Source organism: Leptobacterium flavescens (assembly GCF_010671605.1).
Taxonomy (GTDB): Bacteria; Bacteroidota; Bacteroidia; order Flavobacteriales; family Flavobacteriaceae; genus Leptobacterium; species Leptobacterium flavescens.
Genome location: NZ_JAABOO010000003.1, coordinates 301,087 through 314,362, shown reverse-complemented (window position 1 = coordinate 314,362; position 13,276 = coordinate 301,087). Strand labels below are relative to the sequence as shown.

The following is a 13,276-nucleotide window of genomic DNA, read 5'->3' as shown; positions in this document are numbered from 1 at the left end:
TTTTAATTGGTTAATTGTTTTTTGGTATTGTATAAAAGATTTCTAGTTTTAATTCTTTGTCTTCTTCTCCCGGGGTATTACCACCAAAGAGAATCGTACCAAATGCATTGGATACTGAAGCCTGGGGGATTCTGAATTCGTCGGTATCTGCATTGACACCGGTAATATTTCTAGAATTATTGATGTTTGCTGTTACTGCCAGACCGAGTTTTACATTGGTTGAATCATTCCTGATGATCCTGTTAATATGTTCGGTAAGGCGTATTTTGTATTGAGTTCCTCTTCCCTCGTCGTTAGTCTCAATGATCCCGCCATATACGGTCCGGGATTCTACATTGTTCCCTGACGCCTGCTGGGTCGGGTCTAAAAGGTAATCAACAATGGTTGTATTATTTTCAAGATTATAGAGATACAATCTGTTGGGCTCAAGCCTGCTTCCTGCAATATCCAGCTGATCTCTGTCTATGGTAAACACAAGGTTGGCCTCATTGATCAACCAGTCGTTTGTTCTGATCTGATCCAGTACGGTACTGGATCCTTCTTCGTCAAAGAGGTTCATCTCCACAAAAGTGGTTCCTCCCGGAGTAAGATATAAACGGGAAGCGTCGGTTCCTCTGTTAATCTCTGTCAGGATCTCATTAGACAAAGGATCTCCGTTAAAGGTATTTACCATATTCCCTCCAAGGGTTAGGGTAAAGGTGTTTTCAACGCGATCTATGGTATCATCCGATTCATCATCAAGGGTTCCCTGCTGGTTTGCCCTGTCGAAAGAATATTCCACTTCAATGTTCGCCTGACTAAGGTTAAACAGGATCAGGATATCTTCTGCATGATTACTGGTAGTTACTCTTATTCCTCTGAAAAAATCCCTTAAGTTCTGGTTATTGGCAATACGCGCATCACCTTCCATATCTATCAGGTTCTCCTGAAAAAAGGTTGGATCTAACTCCACTCGTATTCCTGGGGGGATCCTCCTGGTTACGGAAGTCGACTCATCCACATCGGGAGTATCCGGATCATCTTCTCCGAAAATTACTGTTTCCCTCGGGCTGATAGAAATATTCCCGTCAAAAAGGGTAGCCCCGGTAAAACTGTTAAAGTCCATCGTTGAAAAATACTCCTGAGCATCCTGAAAACCGGTATTCGGGTCAAGATCTCTAAGGAAGAAAGTAAGTTGTTCTACCCTCAGGTCGAAAGTAGCCACTTCATTTCCAAAAATAGAATCCAACTCAAAAGTATTCGGGAAAATATCACGCTGTGTATCCTCATCAGAACCATCTACTATTCCGTCACCATCGGTATCGGGGTTCAGCGGATCGGTTCCGTTAACTCTCTCCTCAAAATCGGTTACCCCATCATTGTCGGAATCACTGTTCGGGTCGTTAGGGTTAACATCACGACTGTTTACCACTCCGTCGTTATCATCGTCATTGGCAGCACTGTTTGCCAGGAAGAAAGGTATATTCAGAAATACTCTGTTCACTTCCTCATTCTCCTGAATCGTAGTCGGGATCTCATCGCTGTCGCCCACATCTTCCTGCTCCTGGGAATTATTCCCGAATCGCGGATTATCACTGGGTATTGAAAGCTGAGACACAAAGCCTGCCTCATGAGTCCCGTAAATCGGGTCGGTTAGCCTTCCCAGCTGATAAACGGCCAGTCCGTTTGACTGAACCGAATTTAAAACTCTTGTAGACGCAAAAACGTCGAAACTCTCACGTTCTGTTTCAAAATTATTAGTTCCGATAATATCGGTTCCAACTGTGCTAAAATCATCTTCACAGGATATTATTAAGGTAATAATCAACGCAGGAATTAAAACCTTTAATCCTTTACCATTTAAAATATTCATCATTGCTTTCTTCAGTAAGAGATTAATTTAAAACTTTAGTATCGTAAAATTGCGCATAAGCCTCTTCAAATTCATATATGGAAATAAAGGGCAAAACAGGTTTATCCAGTTTGGAAATATGATCGTTAAGATCTTCGGGGATACCGTCTGAAGCAACAATGACCGCATCGGAATTATTAATAGCTACTTTAAGCAGATTAGAGTAATTAGGTTCTTCCAAAACATCGATCTCTTCTTCGGGGATACCGTCAAATCTCACTTTATTGATCATCTCTTTATCTAACGTCCCATCAAAATCTTTGTTATATACGGAGGTCACTATTTTACTTTCGGCAAATAGCGGTTCGTCTGCGTAATACTTTTTAAGGTAGAGGGGAACAAGAGAAGCCATCCATCCGTGAACGTGGATAATATCGGGCGACCAATTAAGTTTTTTGACTGTTTCTACTATTCCTTTTGCAAAGAATATAGCACGCTCGTCATTGTCGGGGAACAGATTCCCCTCTTCATCGGAAAAAGTAGCTTTCCTTTTGAAGTACTCTTCATTATCAATGAAATAAACCTGAATTCTCTCTTTGGGGATAGAAGCAACTTTAATGATAAGCGGCATATCCATATCGTTTACCACCAAGTTCATACCAGATAACCTTATCACTTCATGAAGCTGATGCCTCCGTTCGTTAATGTTTCCGAACCTGGGCATAAAGATCCGTATTTGTCCTCCTCTGTCATTTACCATTCTCGGGCTCTCGTACGCCATGGATGAAACTTCATTTTCCGGCAAATAGGGCACCATCTCTGAAGAGACAAATAACACCTTCTTATCTGTCATATAACTGATTTAATTTTTATTACAATTCTGCTTAAAGCATGCAAAATTACAAAAATTATGCCTAATTACTTTAAAATATATAAGTTTGCAGGCTGTTAATTTTTCATAAATGGATATATTCCAACATAAAAGTGCTATAAAAAGTTACTTACAAAGCTTTAACAATCAGCTTGTAGGTTTAGTGCCAACTATGGGGGCACTGCATGCCGGACACCTGTCTTTAATAGAGCAATCTTTGAAGGAAAACGATGTCACGGTGATCAGCATTTTTATCAATCCAACCCAGTTCAACAATGCGGAAGATCTGAAGAAATATCCGAGAAATCTCGATAAAGACCTGGATACACTCCGCTCATTGAGCAATGATATTGTTGTTTTTTGCCCGGAAGCCGACGAAATGTACGGCGACAGCCTCGTTTCTGAGAAGTTTGACTTTGACGGACTTGAATTTGAAATGGAAGGCAGGTTCAGAACCGGACATTTTGACGGGGTAGGGACTATCGTCAAAAAGTTGTTTGAAGCCGTAGATCCGGACAATGCCTATTTCGGGGAGAAGGATTTTCAGCAACTTCAGATCATAAGAACTCTCGTAAAAAAACACCGTATCCCAGTAAACATAGTAGGTTGCCCGATAAAAAGGGAAGAAAACGGTCTTGCCATGAGTTCGAGGAATGAGCGTCTTTCACCCGAGCAGCGGGAGAAGGCCTCTATGATCTACGCATGCCTGAAAGATGTCAGAAAAGAGTTTGGCACAAAAAGTGCTTTAGAGTTAGAGGAATGGGTAATAAAATATTTTGACAGACAATCATTGTTCTCCCTCGAATATTTTGAGATCGCAGATGAAGAAACTTTGAAAAAAGTAAAAAGCATAGTGCCGGAAAAAAGGTACAGAGCTTTTATTGCAGTATATGCAAATGACATACGACTAATAGATAATATCGCCTTAAATTAATTAACTTTGCAACATGCAAATACACGTTGTTAAATCCAAAATACACAGGGTAAAAGTTACCGGAGCCGATCTGAATTATATCGGCAGCATAACTATTGATGAAGATCTGATGGATGCAGCAAATATCATACAGGGAGAAAAAGTGCAGATCGTTAATAACAATAACGGAGAACGCCTTGAAACCTATGCTATTCCGGGCCCCAGAGGAAGCGGAGAGATCACACTTAACGGAGCAGCGGCCAGAAAGGTAGCGAAAGGAGATGTCCTGATCCTTATTACCTATGCGATGATGGATATCGAGGAAGCTAAAACTTTTAAACCCTCACTTGTTTTCCCCAACGAAGAAAACAATCTTTTAAATTAATCTTGGAAAAAAAGAAGTTTATCAAATTATTAAAGATCATCCTCCCACTAGCTCTGGGAGTTTTTTTAGTTTGGTATTCATATACCTCAACTTCGGAAGAGGACAGGCAGAAAATATACCGCTATATTCGGGAAGCTGATTACTTCTGGGTAGCGATCTCCCTTTTCATGGGATTGCTAAGCCATATCTCCAGGGCCTACCGATGGAGCTTTTTGCTCGAACCCATGGGTTATAAGGTAAAGTTCCTTAACAACCTGATGGCGGTATCTATTGCTTATTTTGCCAATCTCGGAATTCCCCGTTCAGGAGAGGTCCTCAGGGCAACCACCCTGTCATCTTACGAGGAAGTACCTTTTCAAAAAGCATTCGGAACCATCGTTGCAGAACGCGTGATCGATTTTATTATGCTGTTCCTGCTTATAGGAATTGCTCTCAGCCTGCAGACAGATACCATCCTGGACTTTCTGATGGAGAAAGGCTTTAATTTTAAATCCCTGCTTATCCTTGCAGGAGCCGGACTTGTAGGACTGTTTATTTTTGTGAAATTTATCAGGAAATCGTCCCATCCCATCGCTCTTAAGCTCAAAACCTTTGTTAACGGGCTGCTGGAAGGAGTGGTCAGTATCTTTAAGATGAAAAAAAGGTGGGCTTTCCTATTTCATACATTTTTTATCTGGGGCATGTACGTCTTTATGTTCTGGATCATTAAATTCAGTGTTCCCGAAGTTTCCGAACTCAACTTCGGTATTATGCTGGTAGCCTTTATAGCCGGGGCTTTTGCCATGTCGGCTTCTAACGGTGGTATCGGCTGGTACCCCATAGCTATCGCCACTATCTTTTCGGCCTACGGGATCTCTAAGGCTTCCGGAGATGCATTCGGGTGGATCATGTGGATCTCACAGACTCTTTTAGTAGTATTTTTAGGTGTTTTATCGTTTCTTTTTATCCCTATTTACAACAGAAACAAATAATTTTTTTAACTTGCACCTACCAAATCTAGTAAAATCATGAAAACCTATCTTTCCCTTTTAGGCTTTTTATGCGTGTGTTTTACATTCGCTCAAGTCAATCAAGAGACCTTTGATTCGTACAAACTAGACGAAAAAAGAACTATTCAGGTATATACTCCTGAAAACTATTCGGAAGAAAAAACCTATCCGGTAATAGTGGTGTTAGACGCAGAGTATCTGTTTGATATTGTGGTGTCTAACGTAAAATTCTATACGTTCTGGGAAGAGATGCCCGAAGCTATTGTGGTGGGTATCAACCAGAACTACAACAACATCAGAGCTGAAGATTGCGACTTCAGTGATAAGGACGGGCTTCCGAGAGAGAAAGCCAATGCCTTTTTTGAGTTTATAGGAATAGAACTGATCCCTTATTTATCCCAGAAATACAAGCTGGCCAATTTTAAGGCGATCGTCGGTCATGACCTGACCGCCAACTTTGCTCATTACTATCTTTACAAGGACAATCCGCTGTTTGATGCCTATATCAATCTCAGTCCTTCCTTTGCTCCTTTAATGGAAGACAGGATCCCGGATCGTATGGCTTCTTTCGAGGACAAGAAATTCTATTATCTGGCTACCTCAGAAGAAGATGAGAAAAGTAACAGGACCAGGATAAAAACGCTGAATGAGCGTCTTAACAAGGTAGATAATGCGAATTTCCACTATTACTTTGACAATTTCAAGAACGGAAATCACGCAGCCATTGCTTCTTATGCCATCCCTAGAGCACTGGATAAGATCTTTGACATCTACAAACCGATATCTCCGAGGGAATACCGTGAAAAAATGCTAACCGCAGAAGCTCCGATATACGATTATCTGGAAGCCAAGTACACAACCATCGAAGAATTGTTCGGATTTAAAAAGCACGTAAGTCTTAACGATATTATGGCCACCTATGCCGGGATCAAGAAAAAGGAAGACCTGCCTTCTCTTGAAAAACTGGCTAAACTGGCCAAAAAGGAATATCCGGATACCATGTTAGGTTTCTATTTCGAAGCGGAGTTCTACGAAGAAATGGGAGAGCCCAAAAAAGCTTTGAGAACTTATGAAAAAGCTTTCGGAATGTCTGAGATCGATTTCCTGACCAAGGATATGGCCCTGGATAAAATTGATGCATTAAAGGCCGATTTCGGCTGGTAAATACCATATAGATACAGGCAGTTATTTGTTTACATCTTATTTTGAATTTGCCTTAGGGCGACTTATCTTTAGTCATTCATTTTGTAAACGAATAACTGCTTTTTCATGGCCAAAACCAAAACTACCTTTTTCTGTCAAAACTGCGGCACTCAATACCCCAAATGGCAGGGACAATGCACCGCCTGTAAAGAATGGAACACCATCGCAGAAGAGATTGTCCAGAAGGAAGAAAAGAAAAGCTGGAAAAGCGATACATCTGCAGCCAAACGGGTATCAAAACCCCTTAAGGTAAAGGAGATCGATACCACAGAAGAAAGGCGTTTCGACACCAGGGATTCGGAGCTGAACCGCGTTCTGGGAGGCGGGATCGTACCCGGATCGCTCACACTTCTGGGAGGAGAACCGGGCATTGGAAAAAGTACTTTACTCCTGCAGGTTTCCCTTAAGCTTCCACACAAAACACTCTACGTTTCGGGAGAGGAAAGCCAGAAACAAATAAAAATGAGGGCAGAGCGTATACAGCCCGACAGTGAGAACTGCTATATCCTGACCGAAACAAAAACCCAGAATATCTTTAAACAGATAGAAGCTATTGAGCCCGACATCGTCATCATAGATTCTATCCAGACCCTTCATACCGACTATATTGAATCTTCACCCGGAAGCATCTCACAGATCAGGGAATGCACTTCCGAGCTGATAAAATTTGCCAAGGAAACCGCTACTCCGGTCATCCTTATCGGGCATATTACCAAAGACGGGAATATTGCCGGACCCAAGATCCTGGAGCATATGGTAGATACCGTTTTGCAGTTTGAAGGCGACAGGAACCATGTGTACCGTATTTTAAGAGCCCTTAAAAACCGATTCGGTTCTACTTCGGAACTGGGGATATACGAAATGCAGGGCAACGGCCTCCGGGAGGTGATCAACCCTTCCGAGATCCTGGTATCCAAACACGACGAAGACCTCAGCGGAACAGCTATTGCCGCTACCCTGGAGGGAATGCGTCCTCTGATGATAGAGATCCAGGCCCTGGTTAGTACGGCAGTATACGGAACACCGCAAAGAAGCAGCACCGGTTATAATGTAAAAAGGCTTAATATGCTTCTGGCTGTCCTGGAAAAAAGGGCAGGATTCCGGCTGGGCGCCAAAGATGTCTTTTTAAATGTTACCGGCGGGATCTCGGTAGATGATCCGGCCATAGACCTGGCCGTAATAGCAGCTATCCTCTCCAGTAATGAAGATATTGCCGTAGACAGGAGCATTTGTTTTGCTGCAGAAGTAGGACTTGCCGGAGAGATCAGACCGGTAAACCGGATAGACCAGCGTATCCTGGAAGCCGAGAAGCTCGGCTTCGAACAGATCCTGGTATCCAAACACAACAAGATCTCCATTAAAAACACAGCCATTCAGGTAAGGTTGGCAGGGAAAATAGAGGACGTAGTGAGTGAGTTGTTCGGATAAAACTTTAAGAATTAGGTATCCGAATAAATTGTATTTTTAGAGATAAAACTTGCTAAATCAAATACAATGAGAATTTTACTCCTCTCCTTATTTGCATGCCTTCTCTTTACGGGCTGCAAGCAACAGGAAAAGCAAACCCCCGAGAACATTTCGGAAACAACAACTTCCTACCTGGATTATTCCGGCAGTGAAGATCAGTTTACCGGGGGTATCAGGATGATCCCCATAACCACTCCCAAAGGCACTTTTAAAGTGTGGACCAAAAGGGTGGGAAACAATCCTACCAAAAAAGTATTATTACTTCACGGAGGACCGGGCGCCACACATGAATTATACGAATGCTTTGACGGCTATCTCCCGAATGAAGGCATAGAGTATATTTACTACGATCAGCTGGGTTCCTATTACAGTGATAAACCCGAAGAAGGCGATACCAGCCTGTGGACCATAGAGCATTTTGTAGATGAAGTAGAGCAGGTTCGCAAGGCTCTGGGGCTTAACAAAGATAATTTCTACCTGCTGGGACAATCCTGGGGAGGTATCCTTGCCATGGAGTACGCTTTTAAATATCAGGATAATATAAAAGGGCTTATCATCTCCAATATGATGTCCAGTATTCCGGAATACAACCAATACGCCAAGGAAGTCCTGGGGCCTCAGATGGACCCGGAAGTCCTGAAGGAGATCATGGAACTGGAGGCCAATGAAGATTTTGCGAATCCGCGTTATAACGAGCTTCTTTTTAAGCATCATTATACAGAACACGTGCTGAGGATGCCTATAGAAGAATGGCCTGAATCTATTACCCGTTGTTTCAATCACCTCAACCCCTCGGTATATGTTTTTATGCAGGGGCACAGTGAATTCGGAATAAGCGGCGATGCCAGCCTGAAAGAATGGGATGTAAAGGATCAGCTTAAGAACATAAGTGTTCCCACCCTGGTTATCGGGGCCAAATACGATACCATGGATCCCGCACATATGGAGTGGATGTCCAAAGAAGTACAGAACGGGCGTTATTTATTCTGCCCTAACGGAAGTCACCTTGCCCAATACGATGATCAGAAAGTATTTTTTAGCGGGCTCGTAGACTTTATCAATGATGTGGATGACGATTCTTTCTAAATAAAAAAGGCCGGTAAAAACCGGCCTTTATTTTTTAAGGTAATATATGTTACGGAGCCGGATTAGGGATCTCATTATGGATCGCATTGATCTTCCCGATCAGTTCCTTATCCAACTCAACATCTATACTTCCGATATTTTCTTTTAACTGCTCCATAGAAGTGGCACCGATAATATTACTGGTCACAAAAGGTTGCTGATTTACGAATGCCAGCGACATTTGAGCCAGGGACAGGCCGTTCTCCGTTGCCAGGTCAAAATACCTTTGAGTGGCTTTAACCGATTCCGGCCCCAGGTATCTGGAGTAGGCCGGGAATAAGGTAATACGTGCATTAGCCGGCATCTTACCTCCCAGGTACTTTCCGCTAAGCACTCCAAAGCCTAAAGGAGAATAGGCCAGTAAACCTACATTTTCGCGATGTGAAACTTCGGCATTACCTACTTCGAAAGTCCTGTTTAAAAGAGAATAAGGATTCTGAATGGTGATCATTCTCGGCAGATCGTGCTTTCTGCTTTCCTCAAGGAAACGCATGGTTCCCCATGGCACTTCATTCGATACTCCTATCTGTCGTATCTTTCCTTCCTTTACAAATACCTCCAGGCTTTCCAATACTTCCTTAAAATTATCTTCCCACCTGTTTTCTTCTACATGGGTGTATCCCCGCTGACCAAAATAGTTGGTCGGGCGCTCCGGCCAGTGCAGCTGGTAAAGATCAATATAATCGGTTTGCAGGCGTTTCAGGCTTTTATGAATGGCATCGGTTATTTCCTCTCTGGAAAAACCTCCGGTACGAATATGCTTTGTAAATTCTGCGGGGCCGGCAATCTTGGAGGCCAGGATCACTTTATCACGGTTTCCGGTCTTTTTAAACCAGCTTCCTATGATCTTTTCCGTAGAGCCCTGAGTTTCCGGACGGGCAGGAACGGAATACAATTCGGCAGTATCAAAGAAATTCACTCCCTGCTCCAGGGCGTAATCCATTTGCTCATGTCCTTCTGCTTCCGTATTCTGCTCTCCCCAGGTCATGGTTCCCAGGCAGATCTTACTAACTTTAATATCGGTATGCGGTAGTGTGGTATATTTCATCTATCAGCAATTTTAAAAAAGAAACCCCGCTCAAAAGCGAGGCTCAAAATTAAGGATTTAAATGTAATTTATATATCGTTTAAAAGTTTTGTAACTTCATCCAGCTTGGGTGTTAAAATCACCTCTATTCTCCTGTTCTTGGAACGTCCCTCAGGAGTACTGTTCGTATCTACCGGTGCAAATTCACTTCTTCCTGCCGCAGTAAGGTTCTGCGGATTAATGGATTTGTTCTCCTTCAGGATCTCCACAATAGCTGTTGCCCTTTTGGTAGACAGATCCCAGTTTCCTTTTACCTGTCCGCTTCCGCTATAGGGAACATTATCTGTATGTCCTTCTATCAGGACAGCTATCTCCGGATTCTGCGCCAGGACTTTCCCCAGCTCTACAACCGCTCTTCTCCCTTCACTTCCGACAGCCCAGCTACCCGATTGGAAAAGCAATTTGTTTTCCAGGGAAACGTATACTTTTCCGTCTCTTTGCTCTACGGTAAGGCCTTTCCCCTCAAAATCCAGCAAAGCTTTGGAAATAGCCTCTTTTAACTGTTTTAAAGCCGCATCCTTGGCTGCAATAACGCTTTCCAGTTCATCCACCCTTTTAGAACGGGCTTCCAGTTGTTTTTTAAGATCTTCCAGCCTTTTGTTCTCTTCGGCCAGAGCTCTTTCTTTTTCTTCGAGTTGTGTAAGAAGTGCCCGGTTTGCCTTTACATTCTCAGCAATTGCCGAGCTGCTGTTCTTTTCCAATGCATCGTAGGAAGCCTGAAGGTTTTCCAGGTTATTCTTTGCAGCATCATAGTCTTGTTTAAGTCTTTCCCGCTCTGATGCAGCTTCCTCGTAATTACGCTCAAGCGCATCGAGGTCGTTTTCTAATTTATTTCTGGTGGTTTCCAGTTCCTGGTTGTCATCTGCCAGTTGGTTTCGCTCTCCTTTTAAGGTTGCGTAGCGTTCTTCGAGGTCTTTGTACACCTTAGCAGATACACAGGAATACAAGCTTGCAGTAATGATTGCTCCTAAAAAAATTCTCTTTAACATTTTCATTTCGTATTAAGGTTCTATTTCAACTAAAATGGGGCAATGGTCGCTGTGTTTGACTTCAGACAATATAACGGCTCTTTTTAATTTTTCTTGCAATGATTCTGCCACCATTGCATAATCAAGACGCCATCCTTTGTTCTTGGCCCTTGAATTCGCCCTGTAACTCCACCATGAGTAATTATGAGGCTCTTTGTTAAAGTGTCTGAAAGAATCTATAAAACCGCTTTTTATAAAGTTGCCGATCCATTCCCGTTCTACCGGAAGGAATCCGGAAACATTCTTATTTCTCACAGGATCGTGAATATCTATTGCTTCATGACAGATATTATAATCCCCACAGACAATAAGGTTGGGGATCTCTTTTCTCAGTTCGTTTACGTACTGCTGAAAATCTGCCATATACTGGAGTTTAAAATCCAATCTGTCAATATTGGAAGCAGATGGCAGGTACATACTCATGATAGAGACTCCGTTGATATCTACCCGAAGGTTTCTGCCTTCGTTGTCCATATAATCGATCCCGGTTCCGTACTCTACATGATCGGGTTCTGTCTTGCTAAAAATTGCCACTCCGCTATATCCTTTTTTCTGAGCACTGTACCAATAGTTAAATTTATAGCCGGCTTCTTCAAAAAGGGAAAGTTCCAGTTGTTCCTTCTGTGCCTTGGTTTCCTGTATACAGATTACATCCGGCCCCGCAGCTTTGAGCCAATCTATAAAACCTTTGTTAATTGCTGCCCTGATACCGTTTACGTTATAGGAAATTATCTTCACGAATTAAAGTTTTGTTAGTATTTGATCGTCCCGGTCCTTGTCGAAAAGAACCCCTGCTAAAGTACCAATATAAATGAACAACTAAAAGGTCTTTTTTGCCAATTATGAAGAAAATAACGCAACTATTGCGTAGATTGTTCATCTATTTTATAACCAAACACTTAAACAATAAATGAAAAAGATCTTTTCTTTCGTCCTGCTGCTCTGTGCCCTGAGCAGTTACTCACAAAATGAATCCGATAAAAACGAATCTGCCTGGTCAAAAAAGAATGAGCTAAAGATCAATGCCCTTTACCTTCTTTTTAACGGGGCCGAGGTTACGTATGAGCGTATTCTGAACGAAGAATCCGCTATCGGAATATCCACTTTAGTGTCTTATGACTCAGACGACGATATTAATTATTACATATCTCCTTACTATCGTTTTTACTTCGGGAACAAACCCGCTGCCGGCTTTTTTATTGAAGGCTTTGGAATGCTGAATTCTTCCAAAACTAATATCGATGTTCTTTTCCTGGCTGATGTAATAAACGTAGACGATAATGTTACCGATTTTGCCCTCGGAGTAGGTATCGGGGGGAAATTTATTTCCAGGAGGAATTTTGTGGTAGAGTTAAATCTCGGATTGGGAAGAAACCTCTTCAACACCGATGAAGGACGCTATGAATTTGTCGGGAAAGTAGGAATACATGCCGGTTTCCGTTTCTGATCCAGGCAAGCAATTCTCTTAGGTTTTATTAACTTTTATAGGTATTTTCTTTTAATTTTTTGTTAATCTACCTACTTTTTCTGTTAACAAAACGCAACTTCAGTTCTCAGGCAGTATCTCTTTGTAAGTAACTCAAAAAAATTAACTTATGAAGAAAATTGCTTTTCTGGTCTTTATGGCCACTTCCGTAGTTCTGCATGCACAGGATGCAGAGACTTTTAAAAAAAATGAGCTGAAAATCAATGCATTGACCACGGTCACCATAGGCGCCGAAGTTTCCTATGAACGGCTGCTCAATGCATCATCTGCCGTTGGCCTTTCCGGTTTTCTGCAATACGATAACGGCGATTTTAACATCAATTATTCGATCACTCCCTATTACCGGATCTATTTCGGAAAGAAACCCGCTGCCGGTTTTTTTGCGGAGGGTTTTGCCTCCTTTAATACGGTCGATAACCGTGTCCGAGCAGGGGGTGGTTTCGCCAGGAGAGGTGAAATTTTAGACCTTGCTCTCGGGTTCGGACTGGGAGTAAAATTGATCACCACTAAAAACTTCCTGGTAGAATTCAATGCAGGGGTCGGCCGTAATTTGTTTAATTCGGATAACGGAGGCGATAAGTTCGTCCCCAGGGGAGGCATCACAACCGGTTTCAGGTTCTAGAGCCAGCGGGCAGGGCAAAATGTTAAATTGAGAAAAAAATAAGCTTCGTTTTGTAATCTTTTTTAATTTCTGCCTGCATTAACCATCATATTGAATTGTAAGGGAAACGGGAAAACAAAACTAAAAATCAAATCCTGGCAGCCGGACTATTTTACTTGTGGAATCACAGCGACTCTATAGTAAAGTTAAATTTGAAAAAAAATGTAAAAGATCAATGTTAACCCTTTATTTACAGGCTTTTCTAAAGCTATCAGGTGTTACCGAACTTC

General features: G+C 42.2%; 13 protein-coding genes. 8 read left to right on the top strand and 5 right to left on the bottom strand.

Annotated features, from left to right (window positions below):
• Window positions 1-10 precede the first annotated feature (10 nt).
• Together GWK08_RS13635 and GWK08_RS13630 are read right to left on the bottom strand one after the other, a co-directional pair.
• Window positions 11-1,855 carry a DUF4270 domain-containing protein gene (locus GWK08_RS13635; RefSeq protein ID WP_163607779.1) on the bottom strand — a complete coding sequence of 615 codons (1,845 nt, stop codon included), beginning with the start codon at window positions 1,853-1,855 and terminating at the stop codon, window positions 11-13.
• A gap of 19 nt (window positions 1,856-1,874) precedes the next feature.
• Complete coding sequence (locus tag GWK08_RS13630; RefSeq protein WP_163607778.1) at window positions 1,875-2,684, bottom strand: glycogen/starch synthase; 810 nt, start codon at window positions 2,682-2,684, stop codon at window positions 1,875-1,877.
• A 109-nt stretch (window positions 2,685-2,793) separates the two neighbouring features.
• Here GWK08_RS13630 and panC point away from each other — a divergent pair, with 109 nt between their 5' ends.
• The 6 genes from panC to GWK08_RS13600 all read left to right on the top strand — a co-directional run bounded on the left by panC (window position 2,794) and on the right by GWK08_RS13600 (window position 8,745).
• A complete protein-coding gene (gene panC, locus GWK08_RS13625) occupies window positions 2,794-3,636 on the top strand; it encodes a pantoate--beta-alanine ligase (protein ID WP_163607777.1) in 843 nt (280 codons plus the stop codon).
• Window positions 3,637-3,649: 13 nt separating this feature from the next.
• Window positions 3,650-4,000, top strand: coding sequence for an aspartate 1-decarboxylase (panD, locus tag GWK08_RS13620; protein ID WP_163607776.1), 351 nt, complete (start codon window positions 3,650-3,652; stop codon window positions 3,998-4,000).
• 2 nt (window positions 4,001-4,002) lie between these two features.
• On the top strand, window positions 4,003-4,971 hold the full coding sequence (locus tag GWK08_RS13615) for a lysylphosphatidylglycerol synthase transmembrane domain-containing protein (RefSeq protein ID WP_163607775.1): 969 nt from the start codon (window positions 4,003-4,005) through the stop codon (window positions 4,969-4,971).
• Window positions 4,972-5,007: 36 nt separating this feature from the next.
• Window positions 5,008-6,153, top strand: coding sequence for an alpha/beta hydrolase (locus tag GWK08_RS13610; protein WP_163607774.1), 1,146 nt, complete (start codon window positions 5,008-5,010; stop codon window positions 6,151-6,153).
• Between the two features lie 105 nt (window positions 6,154-6,258).
• Window positions 6,259-7,620, top strand: coding sequence for a DNA repair protein RadA (gene radA, locus GWK08_RS13605; RefSeq protein WP_163607773.1), 1,362 nt, complete (start codon window positions 6,259-6,261; stop codon window positions 7,618-7,620).
• Between the two features lie 66 nt (window positions 7,621-7,686).
• Window positions 7,687-8,745, top strand: coding sequence for a proline iminopeptidase-family hydrolase (locus GWK08_RS13600; RefSeq protein WP_163607772.1), 1,059 nt, complete (start codon window positions 7,687-7,689; stop codon window positions 8,743-8,745).
• A 49-nt stretch (window positions 8,746-8,794) separates the two neighbouring features.
• On the opposite strand, the gene GWK08_RS13595 is transcribed toward GWK08_RS13600, so the two are convergent.
• The 3 genes from GWK08_RS13595 to GWK08_RS13585 all read right to left on the bottom strand — a co-directional run bounded on the left by GWK08_RS13595 (window position 8,795) and on the right by GWK08_RS13585 (window position 11,637).
• The gene (locus GWK08_RS13595) at window positions 8,795-9,832 is read right to left on the bottom strand and encodes an NADP(H)-dependent aldo-keto reductase (RefSeq protein ID WP_163607771.1); all 1,038 of its coding nucleotides are present in this window, start codon (window positions 9,830-9,832) and stop codon (window positions 8,795-8,797) included.
• Between the two features lie 68 nt (window positions 9,833-9,900).
• Window positions 9,901-10,860 (bottom strand): OmpA family protein, encoded by a 960-nt coding sequence (locus GWK08_RS13590; RefSeq protein ID WP_163607770.1) that lies wholly within the window; start codon window positions 10,858-10,860, stop codon window positions 9,901-9,903.
• A 12-nt stretch (window positions 10,861-10,872) separates the two neighbouring features.
• Window positions 10,873-11,637, bottom strand: coding sequence for an exodeoxyribonuclease III (locus GWK08_RS13585; protein WP_163607769.1), 765 nt, complete (start codon window positions 11,635-11,637; stop codon window positions 10,873-10,875).
• A gap of 172 nt (window positions 11,638-11,809) precedes the next feature.
• Here GWK08_RS13585 and GWK08_RS13580 point away from each other — a divergent pair, with 172 nt between their 5' ends.
• Together GWK08_RS13580 and GWK08_RS13575 are read left to right on the top strand one after the other, a co-directional pair.
• Window positions 11,810-12,346, top strand: coding sequence for a DUF3575 domain-containing protein (locus GWK08_RS13580; RefSeq protein WP_163607768.1), 537 nt, complete (start codon window positions 11,810-11,812; stop codon window positions 12,344-12,346).
• A gap of 148 nt (window positions 12,347-12,494) precedes the next feature.
• The gene (locus GWK08_RS13575) at window positions 12,495-13,007 is read left to right on the top strand and encodes a DUF3575 domain-containing protein (protein WP_163607767.1); all 513 of its coding nucleotides are present in this window, start codon (window positions 12,495-12,497) and stop codon (window positions 13,005-13,007) included.
• The last annotated feature ends 269 nt before the right edge of the window (window positions 13,008-13,276 follow it).